Annotated in this window: 20 protein-coding genes; 18 read left to right on the forward strand and 2 right to left on the reverse strand. The window is 39.4% G+C overall.

Going from position 1 to position 17,760, the window contains the following annotated elements; translation table 11 throughout:
* Window positions 1–138: 138 nt before the first annotated feature.
* The 16 genes from BIV20_RS16125 (at window position 139) to BIV20_RS16200 (ending at window position 13,738) form a co-directional block, all read left to right on the forward strand.
* Window positions 139–627 (forward strand): prepilin peptidase, encoded by a 489-nt coding sequence (locus BIV20_RS16125; protein WP_242939878.1) that lies wholly within the window; start codon window positions 139–141, stop codon window positions 625–627.
* Window positions 624–1,643 carry a hypothetical protein gene (locus BIV20_RS16130; protein WP_075721829.1) on the forward strand — a complete coding sequence of 340 codons (1,020 nt, stop codon included), beginning with the start codon at window positions 624–626 and terminating at the stop codon, window positions 1,641–1,643. Before BIV20_RS16125 ends, BIV20_RS16130 begins: the two co-directional genes overlap by 4 nt.
* Window positions 1,612–2,856 carry a CpaF family protein gene (locus tag BIV20_RS16135; RefSeq protein ID WP_075721828.1) on the forward strand — a complete coding sequence of 415 codons (1,245 nt, stop codon included), beginning with the start codon at window positions 1,612–1,614 and terminating at the stop codon, window positions 2,854–2,856. The genes BIV20_RS16130 and BIV20_RS16135 overlap by 32 nt, the downstream gene beginning before the upstream one ends.
* Complete coding sequence (locus BIV20_RS16140; protein WP_075721827.1) at window positions 2,840–3,580, forward strand: type II secretion system F family protein; 741 nt, start codon at window positions 2,840–2,842, stop codon at window positions 3,578–3,580. Before BIV20_RS16135 ends, BIV20_RS16140 begins: the two co-directional genes overlap by 17 nt.
* A gap of 13 nt (window positions 3,581–3,593) precedes the next feature.
* On the forward strand, window positions 3,594–4,808 hold the full coding sequence (locus BIV20_RS16145; protein ID WP_075721826.1) for a hypothetical protein: 1,215 nt from the start codon (window positions 3,594–3,596) through the stop codon (window positions 4,806–4,808).
* 36 nt (window positions 4,809–4,844) lie between these two features.
* A complete protein-coding gene (locus BIV20_RS16150) occupies window positions 4,845–5,012 on the forward strand; it encodes a Flp1 family type IVb pilin (RefSeq protein ID WP_075721825.1) in 168 nt (55 codons plus the stop codon).
* Window positions 4,978–6,495, forward strand: a complete 1,518-nt coding sequence (locus tag BIV20_RS16155; protein WP_143524576.1) for a DUF5702 domain-containing protein — start codon at window positions 4,978–4,980, stop codon at window positions 6,493–6,495. Before BIV20_RS16150 ends, BIV20_RS16155 begins: the two co-directional genes overlap by 35 nt.
* 16 nt (window positions 6,496–6,511) lie before the next feature.
* Window positions 6,512–7,309, forward strand: coding sequence for a TadE/TadG family type IV pilus assembly protein (locus BIV20_RS16160; RefSeq protein WP_143524575.1), 798 nt, complete (start codon window positions 6,512–6,514; stop codon window positions 7,307–7,309).
* A 1-nt stretch (window position 7,310) separates the two neighbouring features.
* Window positions 7,311–7,724, forward strand: coding sequence for a prepilin peptidase (locus BIV20_RS16165; RefSeq protein ID WP_075721822.1), 414 nt, complete (start codon window positions 7,311–7,313; stop codon window positions 7,722–7,724).
* Between the two features lies 1 nt (window position 7,725).
* Entirely contained in the window at window positions 7,726–7,941 is a 216-nt protein-coding gene (locus BIV20_RS16170) for a hypothetical protein (protein ID WP_075721821.1), read from the forward strand.
* Window positions 7,942–7,943: 2 nt separating this feature from the next.
* Window positions 7,944–9,074, forward strand: coding sequence for a DUF6382 domain-containing protein (locus BIV20_RS16175; RefSeq protein ID WP_075721820.1), 1,131 nt, complete (start codon window positions 7,944–7,946; stop codon window positions 9,072–9,074).
* 64 nt (window positions 9,075–9,138) lie between these two features.
* Window positions 9,139–10,131: an SCP2 sterol-binding domain-containing protein gene (locus BIV20_RS16180; RefSeq protein WP_075721819.1), complete on the forward strand. Its 993-nt coding sequence runs from the start codon at window positions 9,139–9,141 to the stop codon at window positions 10,129–10,131.
* Window positions 10,132–10,146: 15 nt separating this feature from the next.
* Complete coding sequence (locus BIV20_RS16185; protein WP_075721818.1) at window positions 10,147–10,563, forward strand: HIT family protein; 417 nt, start codon at window positions 10,147–10,149, stop codon at window positions 10,561–10,563.
* A 119-nt stretch (window positions 10,564–10,682) separates the two neighbouring features.
* Entirely contained in the window at window positions 10,683–12,263 is a 1,581-nt protein-coding gene (locus tag BIV20_RS16190) for a glucose-6-phosphate isomerase (protein ID WP_075721817.1), read from the forward strand.
* 88 nt (window positions 12,264–12,351) lie between these two features.
* Complete coding sequence (locus BIV20_RS16195; RefSeq protein WP_075721816.1) at window positions 12,352–13,179, forward strand: MerR family transcriptional regulator; 828 nt, start codon at window positions 12,352–12,354, stop codon at window positions 13,177–13,179.
* 82 nt (window positions 13,180–13,261) lie between these two features.
* Window positions 13,262–13,738 (forward strand): SAM-dependent methyltransferase, encoded by a 477-nt coding sequence (locus BIV20_RS16200; protein WP_075721815.1) that lies wholly within the window; start codon window positions 13,262–13,264, stop codon window positions 13,736–13,738.
* Window positions 13,739–13,798: 60 nt separating this feature from the next.
* On the opposite strand, the gene BIV20_RS16205 is transcribed toward BIV20_RS16200, so the two are convergent.
* Entirely contained in the window at window positions 13,799–14,866 is a 1,068-nt protein-coding gene (locus BIV20_RS16205; protein ID WP_075721814.1) for an undecaprenyldiphospho-muramoylpentapeptide beta-N-acetylglucosaminyltransferase, read from the reverse strand.
* 179 nt (window positions 14,867–15,045) lie between these two features.
* Here BIV20_RS16205 and BIV20_RS16210 point away from each other — a divergent pair, with 179 nt between their 5' ends.
* Complete coding sequence (locus BIV20_RS16210; RefSeq protein ID WP_075721813.1) at window positions 15,046–15,360, forward strand: hypothetical protein; 315 nt, start codon at window positions 15,046–15,048, stop codon at window positions 15,358–15,360.
* 95 nt (window positions 15,361–15,455) lie between these two features.
* On the opposite strand, the gene vanX is transcribed toward BIV20_RS16210, so the two are convergent.
* Entirely contained in the window at window positions 15,456–16,064 is a 609-nt protein-coding gene (vanX, locus tag BIV20_RS16215; protein WP_075721878.1) for a D-Ala-D-Ala dipeptidase VanX, read from the reverse strand.
* Window positions 16,065–16,377: 313 nt separating this feature from the next.
* On the opposite strand from vanX, the gene BIV20_RS16220 reads away from it, so the two are divergent.
* On the forward strand, window positions 16,378–17,637 hold the full coding sequence (locus BIV20_RS16220) for an IS110 family transposase (RefSeq protein ID WP_083655299.1): 1,260 nt from the start codon (window positions 16,378–16,380) through the stop codon (window positions 17,635–17,637).
* The last annotated feature ends 123 nt before the right edge of the window (window positions 17,638–17,760 follow it).

Here is a 17,760-nt window from a genome sequence, read left to right on the forward strand (position 1 = left end):
TGTAAAATTTTGTGAGTATTTTACAAAAATGAAAAAGTTTTTTTATTAATCTTTACAACAAAAAAATCCTGATATATAATCCGAATTACAAACAAAAAGGTGAGGTGATGAGTTGGAAATACGAGGGTAATTTGTACATTGCTTTTGTTAAGTCTGGCAGTGTGGATGGATATCAGAACCTGGAGAATCAGTAACCGGCTGATTGGAAGTGGGCTTCTCATGGGATTCCTTATTCAAGTCTGGCAATATGGAATCAGAGGGATTGGAATATTCATCGTAAATGTATCTATACCGGTTATCTTATTATATCTTTTATTTCTTATGCGTGCCCTTGGGGCAGGCGACATCAAATTGTTTTCCGTTATTAGTAGTATCTGGAATCTGAAAATGGTATGTATTACAATGTTGGCAGCGTTTTTTGTAGCAGCAGTTACAGCATTTTGTAAGCTTATCTATCACGGTAATCTATTTTCAAGTCTATGTATCTTTGGAAGTTATGTACGTCAGGTTATAACCACAGGAAAAATCACAAAATATCCCAGAGAGTCGAAAGGAAAACAAAATTTCATTCATTTTTCAGTTGCAATATTGATTGGATTTTTCATAGCGTGCGAGGTGATTTATTGAGCAAATTATCGGTGGCAGTATGTGATGAAAATCAGTCCTATGGGGAAAGTGTTAGTGCATGGTTGTTTGTAGAACAGGGAAAAGACTTTTCCGGCGGATTCTTTTCATCAACAGAAGCATTTAAGGAACAGCTTTTTAGACAACAGTTTCAAGTGATTCTGCTTGGCAGAGCATTTATGCAGGAGGTGTGGATTCAGGCAGAAATAAGAGAAAGGAAGGACATTCTGTGGCTCTATCTTTGGGAAGAAGGAGAAGAGCGGGCAGAAACGGAGATTCCAGTTATCGAAAAATATCAACCGGTCTCGGTGATGATTCGAAATATTTATCATTATTATGAGGAATATCGCAGAGAAGATGTTGGAATACTCGGGGAGGCAACAGAGATATTGGGATGGTATTCGCCGAACCAGAGTATCTGGCAGACGCCATTAGCAATGACTATGGCAGCGTTTCTGGCAGAACAGGAAAAGGTTCTGTATGTCAATTTGAAAGAGTGTAGTGGAATGGGACAGTGGTTTCAGGTGGAGTATGAACAGGATTTATTGGATGTCATGTATTTTTGCCAGAATATAGAGCAAAAAAAGAACGTGGAACTGGGAAAGTTCGTATACCAATTAGAACGGCTGGATTATCTGCCGCCGGTAAGGGATGGCATATTACTATGTGAACTGAAAGAAGCGGATTATATCGCATTGGTGGAAATGCTAGAGCAGAGAACAGAGTATGACGTAGTTGTACTGGATATGGGAAATATGTTTCCGGGGTTTTTCGATGTTTGGAAAAAATGTAGGAAAATTTATCTTCCTCAAGAGCAGAATGTGTTGGTTAAGGGAATGCATAGGGCCTTTGAGGAAATGGTAAAAAGACAGGAGAATTTCCAATTAGAAGAAAAAATATCACGATTGCCTCTGCCGGATTGGAGAAAAGAGACCATGACACCTGGATGTCTAATGCAGCAGTGGCTTTGGGGAGGGGTGGGAGATTATGTTAGAGAATTGCTGGCAGGAAGAAGCTGAAGAGTTGAAAAAGCGAGTGCTGATGCAGTTGGATATTACAAAAGAAAATGAAGAAGAGCGGCTTCTTGAGATAATTGATAGGGAAATAAGTGTTTATGCAAAAGAAAAACCTTTGACATTGTCGCAGCGGAAAAAGCTGCGGATGGGAATATTTCATTCGCTGCGGCGGCTGGATGTATTGCAGGAATTACTTGACCGGGATGACATTACAGAAATTATGGTAAATGGGGCAGGGAAGATTTTTTATGAGAAAGATGGAAGTATGTTTCTTTGGGAACAACATTTTTCTTCACAGGAAAAGTTGGAGGATATTATCCAGCAGATGGTAGGAACCCACAATCGTGTCATTAACACAGCGCAACCCATTGCAGATACCAGACTGGCAGATGGCTCCAGAGTCAATGTAGTGCTTTCGCCTATTTCAATTGATGGAGCAGCAGTAACAATTCGAAAATTTCCAAAGCATCCAATCAATATGGAAAAAATGATAGAAAAGGAAAGTATTAGTACGGAATGTGCTAGTTTGCTGGAGAGCCTGGTGAAGGCTGGCTATAACATTTTTATTTCTGGCGGAACAGGGTCCGGAAAGACAACTTTTTTAAATGCACTTTCAGAGTTTATTCCTGATACGGAACGAGTGATTACCATAGAGGATTCAGCAGAACTTCAGCTACAGGGAATACCGAATCTGGTACGTCTGGAAACCAGAGATGCAGGAGTGGAAGGGGATTTAGAAATTAGCATTCGGGATTTGATTCGTACTGCCCTTAGGATGAGGCCCACGCGACTTATTGTTGGCGAGGTTCGAGGGGCGGAATGTTTGGACATGCTTCAGGCAATGAATACGGGGCACGATGGCTCTTTGAGTACCGGACATGCTAACAGCTGTCGGGACATGTTGAGTCGTATGGAGACGATGGTGCTGATGGGAATGGAGTTACCGTTGCCTGCTATTCGGGCGCAGATAGCTTCCGGAATTGACATCATGGTGCACTTGGGAAGGCTGCGGGATAGGAGCCGCCGGGTGCTGGCGATTATGGAACTAAATGGTGTAAAAGAAGGCGAGATTCAGCTAAATCCATTGTATGAGTTTGTAGAAAAAGGAATGAAGGATGGGAAAATCACAGGTTTCTGGGAGAAAAAAGGGGAGTTGTTACATAAGGAAAAGATGATGGCAGCAGGATTGGAGAGAAAAAATGCAGGATTACAGTAAGTATCGTTTTTCGTGGAGGGAGCGAATGTTGTGCGTGATTCTTGCGGGAGGAATGACAAGTATAATAGCATGGCTGTTTTATCGAAGTGTTTATGCACTGGTGTTATTTCCATTTTGCTTTTGGATTATGGGAAAACAGCTAAAAGCCAGATTTCAGAAAAAGCGAGAGCAGAACATGCTTCATGAGTTTCAGGGAATGCTTCAGATTATTTCGGGTCTGTTGAAAGCAGGATATTCTATGGAAAATGCTTTTCTGGAAGGAGAACGGGATTTTATCAGACTATATGGGGATAAATGTGTAATGGCGCAGGAATTTATCGCAATTAACCATCAACTCAAAATGAATATTCCTATCGAAAAATTGTTAGAGGACTTGGCAGAAAGAACCGGAATAGAAGAAATTGACAGCTTTTCACAGGTATTTGGCTTTGCGAAGCGTGGAGGCGGAAATATTGGAAAGATTTTTCAGGACAGTGCAGAAAGGATTGCAGAAAGGGCCGAGGTCAAAAGAGAAATGGAAACGGTAATTGCATCGAAAAAGTTAGAGCAGAACATTATGGCATTGATACCTTGTGGAATCCTTATCTATATAGGAATCGGCATGCCGGAGTTCTTAGAACCTCTGTATGGAAACTTTATCGGAGTTTTAGTCATGAGCCTGTGCCTGGGAGTTTATGGAGTGGCATGTCTGCTGGCGCAAAAGATTACGGAGATACAGGCATAGAGGAGGTGATGCGTTGGCGTTAAAAGGAAGTAGGAGACAGGCCGTAATAGTGGCGGTGTCAGGGTGTTTGCTGGCCGGGTTGTTGGCACTGACAGATGGGAAAAATAAAATGGACGATTCTGTAGAACGCCAGGAACCGGGAAAAGGTAGTCAGGAACAGAAATACATTTTGAATGCGGAAGAAGTCCTTGAGGATTATTCGTGGACCGTTACTGCCGAAGAACGTATGTTTACCGAAACGGAAAGGGAAGAAGTTCTGAAAAAAGCACAAGAAGAACTGGAACAGAAAATATTAGGAGAAAATAAAAGTCTGGAAGAAATTAGTAAAGATTTATATTTGCCGGAAACCCTTCAGGATGGTGTGGTACAGGTGGAATATGGACTTTCTGATTACAGCATTTTTTACCCGGATGGCACAATTAGAGAATCTCCCGGAAAAGCGGTTGTAGTTACTGTTAGTGCAGAAATGGAGTGTCAGGGAGAGATGTCTGTCTATGAATTTGCCATACGGGCAGTTCCACCGGAAAAAAGCCGAGGAGAATTATTGGTAGAGGAAATACAGGCAGCATTGGAACGGGAAAATGAAAAAGCCGGAGAGAAAGAACTAGAACTACCAAAAGAAGTAGATGGTGTAGCACTTTCTTGGGAGAAAAAAGCAGAAAATCGTAGCGTTTTCGTAGCAGTGCTTGGATTTATTGTAGCCGGATGTATTCTGGCATCGGAAAAGGAAAAGCGGAAAAAAGAGCAAAAAGAGCGAGAACAACAGATGTTACGGGACTATCCGGATATTTTGGACAAGCTTATTCTGCTTATGGGAGCAGGAATGAATGTAGCGATGGCATGGAAACGAATTGTAGAGAGCTATCAAAAGCGAAAAGAGGAACAAAAGTTTTCGGAGAGACAGGCTTATGAAGAAATGGTAACAGCAGTCTACGAGATGCAGGAAGGAATTGGAGAAGTGCAGGCATATAAGAACTTCGGGGAGAGATGCGCGCTTCAGGAATATCGGAAACTGTCAGCCATCTTAGTTCAGAATGTACGAAAGGGAAGCATGCAGATACAAGAGATTTTAGAAGAAGAAAAAATCGAAGCATATGAGAAACGAAAAGCAAGGGTAAAAATAGCAGGAGAGGAAGCGGGAACAAAGCTCCTATTACCAATGGTGTTAATGCTTTTGGTGGTATTGGTCATTATTATGGTTCCGGCAATGATGTCAATGAACGTATAAGAGCAAGAAAGTAAAGAGGAAAGGAAGGAATGAATTATGAAGGAATGGAAAAATTTTTTAACAGAAGAAGAGGGAATAGGTGTGGTAGAAGTTATTCTGATTCTGGTGGTTTTGATAGGTCTGGTCATTATTTTCAAAAAGGAGTTGAACACACTGGTCAATGATATCTTTGAAAAAATCACAAATCAAGCAGGAAAAATCTAATAAAGAAGAAGGAAGTATTACCATTTTTCTGGCTCTTACTCTGATACTGATTTTATCTTTTTTATTTAGCATGCTAGAGCTGGCAAGAGTAAAGGGTATGCAGCAACTTGCAAAGCGCAAATTGACACTGGAGTTGGAGTCTGTGTTTGGAGGTTATAATCAGGAACTTTGGGAGTATTATGGTTTACTGTTTTGGGATATGAGTAATGGAAGCGATGAGCCGGATGTAAGACTTTTGGAAAGCAGAATTATGGAAGAAGCATATCAGGAAGGGGAAGAAAATCATTTCTACCAAATGGCATTGAAGGATGTGAAAGTAGAGTCTTATGTGTTGGCAACGGATAGGAATGGTGCAGAATTCAAACGGCAGGCATGCAGAACTGCAAAAGAACAACTGGCAGAAAAGGGAGTGGAAACATTAAAAAGTCGGGTGGAGATTTGGCAGGGGATGGAAGAAGAAAGTGGTGATTTAGAGCAGAAATGGGAGGAAGCTCTTGAAGCGAAAGAAGAGGCGGAGAATAGCGAAGAAGTAGAAAACTGCGAAGAGGAATTAGAAACGCAGGAAGGAACAGAAGGAGACTCTGCGCAAAAAAATCCGCTACCAGAAAATCCGATAGATTATGTAGTGCAGCTAAAGACATCCCCAGTGTTGGCAATAGTGTTAGAAGATCCTTCGCAACTGTCAGGAAAAGGAATTGATATTGCGGATAGTCTGGATAACCGCGAGGTGTTTTGTGGAAATATGACCATAGATTCTGAAAGTAGTGTGGATAAGCTGTGGCTGGTTCAATATCTGAATGAGTATTTTTCCTCGAAAACAAATAGCAAAGGACAGGGGCATGCCCTGGATTATGAATTGGAATATTGTATCGGTGGAAAAGCTACAGATGTCGAGAATTTGGAGACGGTGGTAAAAAAGCTGATATTACTACGGGAAAGTGCTAATTTTGTGACAATCATGAAGGATAGTCAGAAGAAGGCAATAGCGCTGGAGGTTGCAACAGCGGTGGTAGGATTTACAGGGATTGCACCTCTGATAAAGGCAGTGCAGATGGGAATTCTGGTGGCATGGTGTTATGTGGAAAGTATTCTGGATGTACGGTGTCTTTTGGCGGGAGGGAAGGTTCCTCTAGTCAAAAACGGTTCACAGTGGAAAAGTGATCCTTTTCATTTATCAGAAGAAATTTCACAGAATAATTCTCAGAAAGAAGAAAGCGGGATGGGATACGGGGAATATTTGCAAATGCTGTTGTATATGACGGGAGAAAATCAACTGACAAGTCGAGCAATGAATGTAATCGAAAAGAATATCAGATTGTTTTCAGGAAATAGTGATATCCGTATGGATGCAATGGTATCGGGAGTTAAGGTGACTGCTTTGTATAGTGCAAATCCCTTATTTTTAAGTGTAATTCCAATTGGACAGAAGATGGATGGAAGCTATTATTTTATGGAATCTCAGAAATTTATGTATGAAGAATAAAGGAGGGAAGGAAAGAGTGCCTCAAATAAAAAGAAAGGAATCCAAAAAAGTCTCTCTCAAACACAACGGATTAAAAAATGGGGCACTGTTTCGTTCCCTCCAAAAGGGAAGTCTGACGATAGAAACAGCATTGGTATTACCATGGTTTTTGTTTGCTATGGTGACGGTACTATTTTTATTCCGGGTGATGCAACTTCAATATATAGTAGGGGATGCATTGGACAAGGCAGTAGCAGAGACGGCACTGGTGCGGGAAACAACACCTGAAAAAGCAGAGAACAGTGTAAAACTTCTATTTTATAAGGAACTGGTAGCAAATCAGTGTCCGATATCCATGATAAATCTTGGAATGGCGGGCATTTCCTGGGATGAATCAGAGACGGCTGAGGACTATTTGAATATGAAAATTGAATATCAGATTAAAATGCCGGGATGGATATTAAAAAATAGAATGTTACAAGTAACAGAAATTAGCAGATGCCGTAGATGGACTGGAATACCAGGAAATGGAAGTAACGAAAATTGTGGGGAATGGGTGTATATTACACCGGAGGGAAGTGTTTATCATAAAAGCAGGGAGTGTACTCACTTAAAATTATCTATCCATAGTGTAGTAGCTGAGGAAGCGACAAATTATCGGGCATGTGAGTGCTGTGCGGAGGGAGAAAAAATAACACCTATGGTTTATATCACAGAGGAAGGGGAATGTTATCATATAAAGTTAAATTGCAGTGGACTAAAACGTACCATTTATATGGTACCGTTGAATCAGGTAGAGAAGCGAAGTCCTTGTTCAAGATGTGGAGGAAGATAGGATGCAAAGTGTTGTATTGTTAATATTGCTTGTTGTGTGTGCAGTAGAGGACTTAAAGCATAAGGAAGTGACGGTCACTTACATATTGGTATTTGGTATTATAGGCGTACTATTGCATTTGTTTTATCCCAATTGTTCTGTGTACAGTATGCTTTGGGGACTACTTTTGGGGATTGCTGTTATGACAGTCAGTGTTTTAAGTGGTGGAAGTATAGGAATGGGAGACGGAATTTTGATGACGGTCACAGGTGTGTATCTTGGAGGTTATCAGAATCTGGAATTATTTTTCATTGGTGTATTTTTGGCGGGAATCTGGTCTTTGGGACTGCTGGTATTCAAGAAGAAAAAGAGGAAGGAGAAGATAGCATTTATGCCATTTTTGTTGGTGGCGTATGTATTTATGTTAGTGGGATAATATGAGAGTACAAGGAAGCTATACCGTAGAAGCAGCAATCATCGTACCTATTGTATTAGGGTGTATGTTGTTGATTTTAAATCGGACAATTGAATTATATATAGAAGTAACAGAAACAACGGTTTACAGCAGTTGGTGGCAAGAATTTGAGCCGGCAGACTCTTTTCGGAAAGTGGAACTTTTGAAGCGGATTACAGGAAAAAATGGGGAGGAATAGAAGTGGATATAACTTATCAGAGAAATCTGCGAAAAAGCTATATGTGTATTGAAACAACAGAGGATGTAATAGAAGAACATGAGTTGATGATTCTTCAAAAATATAAAGTTCCTCAACTTTTGCAAACACAAGTGGTAATACAGGATGGCAAAGTACAATATTGGTTTGAAATTACGGGAAAGCAACAGTTGGCGGATTATCTTGGTGGAAAGCCTATTAGAGCACAGATGTTAAAAAAGATTTTATTTTCCTTGGAGCGAGCCTGTGAGAAAATGCCAGAGTTTTTATTGCAAGAGGACAGGATTTGCTTAATGCAGGAGATGCTGTATGTAGATTTGAAAGATGAGATGGTATATTTTACATATTTACCCTTTTGGAAAAGCAGTTTTCCCGAGACTTTTGAAAGATGGATGGAGGATGTGCTAAGGGAAATAGACCATCAGGAGAAAGAGTGTGTAGAACTGGCGTATCATATTTATGAAGGGTCTCGGAAAGAAAATGTCAGTATTTATGATTTGTTAGAAGAAGTGCGCAAGGGAGAAGTAATTGCTTTTCAACAGGATTTTATAGAGGAGAAGGTAGAGAAACCAGAGGAGAGTTCATTGAAGAGTTGGAAAAGGGAATATATGCCGCAGGAGCTAAACACTCAGCCGGAAGAGAGAAAATGGAAAAAGATTTTGTCAACTAAGATAGAAGAACTTCAATCAGAAGTAAAAGAATATGTGAAAAGTAAGGTTCCGAAGTTATTTCCAAGACCATTGACATCATCTAAAAAAGAGAAAACGGAAAAATCACAGAAAGTCTATCACACAGAATTACTCTGTAAGCAACAGCAAGGGATAGAGGGAAAATTGATTTATCAGGGGGAGAATGAGTGCGCAGATTTGGTCATTGATAGCGTAGAGTTTTTTATCGGGCGCAATTCTGATGAGGTGGATGGAAGCATAGCAACAGAGGGAATCAGCCGGATACATGCACGAATTATTCAGAAGGAAGGAGCCTATTATATAGAAGATTTAAATTCTACCAATGGAACATATCTGAATGGAGAGTTTTTGGAATATCATAGGAGTGCGAAATTAGAGCGAAATGACAAGGTGCGATTTGGCGTAGAAGAGTATGTATTTTATTGAAATAGATTGATTTTATCTGCGAAAATTTATATACTAGGGATAGTGAAAAAATTGGAGGCAGTATATGAAGGTAAATATCTATTATGGCGGAAGAGGATTGATGGATGATCCGACGTTGTACGTCATTAATAAAATGCAGGAAGTATTGACAGAGTTAAGAGTAAATGTGGAACGTTATAATATATTTGAGCATAAGAATAGCATCTCTACTTTGCCACAGACCATTAAGGATGCAGATGGAATTATTTTGGCAACAACAGTAGAGTGGCTTGGAATCGGGGGCTATATGCAACAGTTTCTGGATGCTTGTTGGTTGTATGCGGATAAGGAAAAGATAGCGACAACGTATATGCAGCCAATCGTAATGTCCACTACATACGGAGAACGTGAAGGAGAACTTACTCTTTCTAATGCATGGGAGATTTTAGGAGGACTTCCTTGTGCAGGATTGTGCGGATATGTAGATGATTTGGTTTCTTTTGAAATGAATCATGATTATACACTTATTATTGAGAAGAAGGCGGAAAATCTCTATCGGACAATTTCTCAGAAGATTAAGAATCTGCCTACGAGCAATCAGGCGGTAAAACAGTCCGTATTACGAACACAACAATTGGAATTAACACCACAGGAAAGTGAGCAGCTCTCAAAATTTGTATCTAACGATAACTATGTGAAGAAACAGAAGGAAGACATCGAAGAGCTTACCAGTATGTTCAAGAATATGATGGGTAAAAGTGAGACGGAAGAAGATTTGGCATATATCCGGGAATTGAAAGATGGTTTTGAACCACAGGAGGATTTTTCTGCAGTCTATACTTTTATGATAGAAGGAAAGAAAAAACCGTTGACTATTAATGTTCATAATGAAGAATTAAGTGTTCATTATGGTCAGGAAGATAAGGTAGATGTATTGGCCAAGCTATCATCTTCTGTAATGGAGGAAATCGTTCAGGGAAGAATGACCTTTCAGAGGGCATTTATGACAGGGGCAATGACAGCGAAGGGTAACTTTAAAACGTTGAAGATGTTAGATCAGATATTTGTATTAGGTTAAGTAGGAGGTAACAGAATGAGAGACGCAGAGTGCATTTTTTGTAAAATTGCAGCAGGAGAGATTCCGTCAAAAACAATTTATGAGGATGAACAGTTTCGGGTTATCATGGATATTAGTCCGGCAACTAAGGGACATGCCTTGATTTTGCCAAAGGAACATTATGCAAATCTTTATGAGATACCGGAGGAAGTCGCAGCGGATGCCATGAAGTTGGCAAAGAAATTGGCAAAGAAGATGACAGATGCACTACAATGTGATGGATTTAATTTAATACAGAATAATGGAGAAGTTGCAGGGCAGACTGTATTTCACTTCCATATGCATTTGATTCCACGTTATAAAAACGATGGAAATGAGGATAAGCTTTGTTGGAATCATGTGGAATTGAGTGAGGAAGAATTGGAAGAGATTCATCAGAAATTAATAAAATAGGAAAATAATTCAAACAGTAGAGGAGACTACTTTTCTGTTATGCTTGAATTTAAAACGATTTAATAGTATAATTTCTGCGATGAGAAGTTATGAGATATTGATTTAAGGAGGCACAAATCATGATTAATTGGAACAATTTGGATACAGTTGATTCATATCAGGAACTTTCCAAGGTAGCGCGTGTTAATCTGGCAGAAGCTATGAACGGAGAAAATGGCGCAGAGCGTGTAAAGAAATACAGTGTATCTATGGGAGAAGGACTTGTTTATAATTATGCTGCAAAGCAGGTGGATGACAATGTGCTCGCAGCACTTGCAAAATTAGCAGAAGAGACTCAACTGATAGAGAAGTTTGAGGCTCTTTACAACGGAGAAGTTGTAAATACCGGAGAAAAACGTCGTGTACTTCACCACATGACTCGTGGACAGTTGGGAGAAGCTGTTGTAGCAGATGACGTGGATAAGCGTACTTTTTATGTAGAGCAGCAGAAGAGAATTGCAGAGCTTGCAAACAAAGTGCATAACGGTGAGATTACAAATGCAGCAGGAGAGAAATTTACAACTGTTGTTCAGATTGGTATTGGTGGTAGTGACCTTGGACCTCGTGCAATGTACTTGGCACTTGAGAATTGGGCAAAAGTAAATAATACCTTTAAAATGGAAGCAAAATTCATCAGTAATGTGGACCCGGATGATGCAGCAGCTGTGTTAAATACCATTGACGTAGCGCATTCACTTTTCGTACTTGTTTCAAAATCCGGTACAACACTTGAGACATTAACCAACGAATCTTTTGTAAAAGATGCGTTAAAGAACGCAGGATTAGATGCATCTAAGCACATGATTGCAGTTACAAGCGAGACCTCTCCATTAGCAAAGAGCGATGATTATCTTGCTGCTTTCTATATGGATGATTATATTGGAGGACGTTTCTCTTCCACTTCTGCAGTAGGTGGTGCAGTTTTATCACTGGCATTCGGACCGGAAGTATTTGCACAGTTCTTAGATGGTGCAGCAGAAGAAGACAAATTAGCGAAGAATAAAGATTTACTTGCAAACCCTGCAATGTTAGATGCGTTGATTGGTGTTTACGAGCGTAATGTATTAGGATATCAGAATACAGCAGTTCTTCCATATTCTCAGGCATTGAGCCGTTTTCCAGCTCACTTACAGCAGCTTGATATGGAATCAAACGGAAAATCCGTAAACCGTTTTGGTGAGCCGGTAAATTACCAGACAGGCCCTGTTATTTTCGGTGAGCCGGGAACAAATGGTCAGCATTCTTTCTATCAGTTACTTCACCAGGGTACTGATATTGTGCCACTTCAGTTTGTTGGATTTAAAAACAATCAGATGGGAAGAGACGTTCTGATTCAGGATAGTACAAGCCAGCAGAAACTGTGTGCAAACGTTGTTGCTCAGATTGTTGCTTTTGCTTGTGGTAAAGCAGATGAAGATCGCAATAAGAACTTCGAAGGTGGACGTCCATCAAGTATCATCATTGGTAATCAGTTGAATCCTAAGACCCTCGGAGCACTGTTAGCACACTTTGAAAATAAAGTTATGTTCCAGGGATTTGTATGGAATATCAACAGCTTCGATCAGGAAGGCGTACAGCTTGGAAAAGTATTAGCAAAGCGTGTATTAGCACATGAAACAGATGGAGCGCTGAAAGAATATAGTGATTTATTAAATATTTAATCAAAAAGGAGCTATCGCTGAGGTGATAGCTCCTTTTTAAATGAAGCATATCAAAGTTGATATATGATAAAAGAAACGGAAGGTTATAATGTTTAAAATCGGTGAATTTTCAAAATTGACACAAGTATCGGTCAGAATGCTAAGATATTATGATGAAATGGGCCTATTAAAACCGGCAGAGGTTGATAAATGGACGGGGTATCGAATGTATTCTGTAGAACAAATACCGGTGTTAAATAAAATTATATATCTTCGAGACAGCGGATTTAGTGTTGCAGAAATAGCAGTGGCTCTTAATAATGATGACAAAAATTCTATTGCGGAACAATTAGATAAAAAGTATCTAGAAATTCAGCAAAACATACAGAATGAACAGGAGAAACTTTCCAAAATTGCTTTGGCAAAACAAGAATTATTACAAGGAACAGGAGAAATGCATTACAATATCGCCATAAAATCTATTCCCAGTTATCTTGTACTTTCGTTACGCAGAGTGATTCGGGATTATTATGCAGAGGGTAAATTGTGGAAAGAATTGTCTGAATTTGCTGAAATGCAACATATCAAACCATATATAGATTTTTCGTGTAATACATTTTCTATTTATCATGATAAGGAATATAAAGAGAAAAATGTTGATGTTGAATTATGTGTGCCAGTAAAAAAGGCAGGAAACAGTCAGGGGGATTTTCAATTTCGCTATACAGAAGCTATTCCCATTATGGCATGCACAATGGTATATGGTGAATTTTCGAATATCGCAGGAGCTTATCGCGGTTTTGCTAATTGGTTACAGGGGAATACACAATATAAAATGAGTGGACCGGATAGACAAATTGTACACCGAGGACCATGGAATGAAGAAAATCCTCAAAAATACTTGACCGAAATACAAATACCACTAGAAATGCAATAACTTAGAAACGTTTTTTCTCGTTGACTCTCACATGGTGTGAGGGTCTAAAATTTGCTTACAGGCAAAAGAAGGAGGAAAAAATATGACATCTTATGAAGTAAAACCTATTGGGAAAATCTGTAACAGTGAAAATGGTATTTTTATTCAGCTTGAGGATGAATTTATTCCGGCATTAACCGCGCTGGAGGGATTCAGTCACATCAATGTTCTTTGGTGGTTCAGTGAGTTTGATAGTAAAGAGTGTAGGTCAATCTTAGATACAGAACAGCCTTATAAAAGGGCGCCTGAGAAAATGGGCATTTTTGCTACGAGGTCTCCGATTCGTCCGAATCCAATCGCATTGACTGCAGTAGAGGTTATTAGTATCGATTATCAAAAAGGCATTATCCGGATTCCATATATTGATGCAAATGACAATACACCGGTTCTTGATATCAAGCCATATACCCCTAGTCTTGACAGAATAGAAAATCCTACGGTTCCGGATTGGTGTTCTCATTGGCCGAAAAGTTTAGAGGAATCTGCAACTTTTCCGTGGGAAAATGAATTTAATTTTTAAAAACGTGTTTGTAAAAAACGGGAAGATTTATTTTAAATCTTCCCGTTCCTATTTCTGTTCTTACTTCTTTGCTGCCTCTTCGATAATCTGAACTACAGTCTCTACAGAGTTCATCTGTTTACTCTCTTTCATGGCAGTGATGTACTGGTCCCGATTTTCGTAAAGTTTCTGTACCGCATCTAAAAGAACTACATTACTTAAGTTCTCTTCTTCAATTACCATGCTAAATCCTTGCTGTTCAAAGGATTTTGCATTTAATATCTGGTCTCCACGGCTGGCGTTGGCAGAAAGTGGGATCAAAATATTTGGCTTATGTAATGCAAGTAATTCACAGATGGAATTTGCGCCGGCGCGGGAAATTACAATATCCGCAAGAGCAAACATATCGCTTAATTCCTGATTTGCATACTCAAATTGTGCATAACCTGCTGTACCGTGCAGGGATTTGTCCAGATTGCCCTTTCCGCACAAATGGATGACCTGATAGGTTTTTAAAAGCTCTGGCAGGATACCACGGACAATTTCGTTAATAAACAGTGAACCGCTACTGCCACCTACTACAAGAATGACTGGTTTGTCATCGGTTAGATGACAGTAATCCAATGCATGTTGGCGGTTTCCGCTTAACAATTCGCTTCGAATTGGAGAACCGGTAAGTATTGCTTTGTCTGCCGGAAGATATTCTAAAGTTTCCGGGAAGTTGCAGCATACCTTGTAGGCGTTTGGAATTGCGAGTTTGTTGGCAAGTCCCGGAGTAATATCCGATTCGTGGATAATGGCCGGAATGTGACAGTGTTTTGCTGCAAAGACAACCGGAACAGATACAAATCCGCCCTTAGAAAAGACCACATCCGGTTTCAATTTTTTTAAAAGTTTGCGAGCCTGACCGTAGCCTTTTAGTACCTTAAAAGGATCGGAAAAGTTTTTGATATCAAAGTAACGACGTAGTTTTCCGGAAGAAATGCCATAATAGGGAATGTCGCAGTCTTCAATCAGTTTCTTTTCCATTCCTTCGTAAGAGCCAATGTAGTGAATATCATATCCCAATTCTTTCAAACGGGGAAGTAATGCAATATTAGGAGTAACATGTCCGGCAGTTCCACCGCCGGTAAGTACGATTCGTTTCATTAGAACCTCCAAAATTATTCTTCAAATTATCATTACTCACTATTTTATACTCCTCTATAAAAAAGTCAAGGGAAACATGTCGTCGAAAAAGCCCGAAACATGCGATGAAAAGAGGGCTTGTCCTACTTTTCAAAAGAAAGAAACTTCATTATAATAGTAGAAGAAAAGGAGGCGGGATTATGAGTACAGTAACAGAGGTACTGCAAAATTACGGAGAGATAGCAAATATCGGGCTGAAAACAGTGATTGGAATAGCGATGCTGTGCCTGTTAACAGGGATTTTAAAACAGATAAAGAGATTAAATACAAGTTTAAAAAGCATTACAGCGAATATGCAGGCGTATTTTGATGTGATTCTTACGGAGGAAGAGGAAACCAATAATGCGCAGCATATGGAAAAGGAAGAGGAAATCAGAGCTAAGATAGAGCAGTTAAAAAAACAAGAAGAGGATGAACAGATTTTTAATGCCGTGTTACAGGAATATTTTTCTTGAGAAAGTAAGAAAGTTGTAAAAAGTATTGTAAAAGAAATGTAAGAAACGGAGCTGGCACATGAATTGATGATAATGCGTAGCTCCGTTTCTCTATTTTATTCAATTACAAAATCAAAATAAACATCCGGATATGGTTCGTTTTTTAACGAATAATGCCACCACTCATTCTCGTAAGGAACAAATCCGCCTTTTTCCATAAGGTCACGAAGGAGTTTACGGTTTTTATGTTCTTCTTTTGTGATTCCCTGTGCATCATAGTGAGATACCTTATCCATTAGGTCGAAGTCTCCACCCATATCTAAAAGTTTCTGGCTTTCGATATCATATAATGTCAAATCGATGGTGCTACCTCTGCTGTGACCGGAATATTCTGCTATGTATCCGTCATCAATCATTGTTTTCTTATCAATATTTGGATAGTGTTTTGATTTACGGCTTTCATCTTTGCTATGCTTCGTCCATTCCATAAAATGAGATACTGCTCGTACCGGACGATATCCGTCCCATAAAAGAAGTCCTAATCCCATTTTTTGTGCCATTTCGTTTACTTTCTTTAATGCATTTGCCATTTCAACGGTTCCAACTACACGATTTACTTTATATCCATTTACAGGCATTCCCATGAAATTGTCCCATGTGGCATATTTTGCATCCCATCTGATTCCTGGGATAGCTTCATCTAAAAATACAAAATTCTGTTTCATTTGTATAATCCGCCTTTCTGCGAAAGGTACCAATGTTTCATGAAACATTTTGGTGAACTTCCGCTTTTCTAATCTATTTTCCTTCTGATATATTCTTCTTATAAGACTGACACACTACAGAACACGTGGAGGTGAGTGGCGGGGCTGTATAGCGGCGACCTCGCATTTGTATATGTTGTCGGTCATCCGTTAAGGCATCAATGATTGGCGCATAACAGTAGCCCGTAAACTTATCTCTTCCAAAGTCGACTCGATTTTGCCGGATGATCAGTCAATGTCAGCTTATAACTATAAATTTCAGGAGGTTATTTTATTGTCGTTTAAAATTCTCAAAAACAATTGTTGTGGGCTTGATGTCCACAAAACCTGGATCTATGCCTGCATCGGTATTACTGATTCCAACGGTCGTACTGAGTATAAACAAGCTCGCTTTTCTTCCTTTACAAAAGGTTTGCAAGAGTTGTGTGATTGGCTTGTTAAATATAACTGTAACGACGTTTGTATGGAATCTACCGGCAAATACTGGATTCCAGTTTTTAATATCTTAGAGAAGAATAACATCTGGGTTACTCTTTCTCATCCCAAATATACCAAGCCTCAAAAAGGTAATAAGACGGATCGTAAGGATGCTAAATGGATCTGTGATCTATATATGTGTGGCATGGTCCAGCCTTCCTTTATTCCTCCGGCTGATATCCGTCAATTAAGAGATTTAGCAAGATACCGTTTCAAACTCACTTGCATGATTACCGGTGAGAAGAATCGTGCACATAACTGTCTTACTGTCTCTAACTTTAAGCTGGATGATGTCTTTACTGATATATTTGGTAAATCTTCTCGTTCCATTACGGAACAGATTTTACAACACCCTGGGGAAACTTTTGATGTAGCACCATTTGTTGATGGCAGATGTAAAACTCCTATCGAAGAAATACAAGCTGCTGTTGATGGCACTATCTCTACCGAACAAGCTGTGAAACTCAGACAATGTCTTAATCACATCGATGAATTAGAAATGCACAAAGCAGAAATAGAACGGGAAATCTTTCGTCTCAGTGATAAATACGAAAAAGTCCTTAATCTTATGCGAACCGTACCAGGATTCGATAAGAACCCAATGACTGCCATTCAGGTGCTCTCTGAAATCGGAGGTGATATGTCTGTCTTCCCCACAGCTAAAAACCTCGTTTCATGGGCAGGATGCTGTCCTCGCAATGATCAAAGCAATCAAAAAATCAAATCCACTAGGATTTCCCGTGCTGGTTATTATTTTAAACCAGTTTTGGTGCAAGTTGCAAATGCTTTAATCAAATCGAAGAAAAATCCTGAATTTACTACCCGTTATCGACGTATAAAAGCACGTCGTGGTCACAAGAAAGCTATCATTGCTATCTGCCGTATGATCCTGACCGCTATCTGGCACATACTCACAGATTTAAAACCATATACACCAGAAGGTTTTCTTGCATCACGTCCTGTGAATGAATCAAAAGTACTGACCACTTCACAGGCACTTAATTTACTTAAACAACGAGGATATGTCATCAAAGATGATGCTGTTCCTGTTACCTGATTAGGTGTTGTGTCTATATTTAATTTTTATGCCACCGAAAGATGGTTTGTTTGCTATGCCCTTTATTTCTTGGCTGGCCTCTACTTATTTGTTTCAAACTTGTCTCCTTCATACAAAATTTAT

It is taken from the genome of Roseburia sp. 499 (assembly GCF_001940225.2).
Taxonomy (GTDB): domain Bacteria; phylum Bacillota; class Clostridia; order Lachnospirales; family Lachnospiraceae; genus Petralouisia.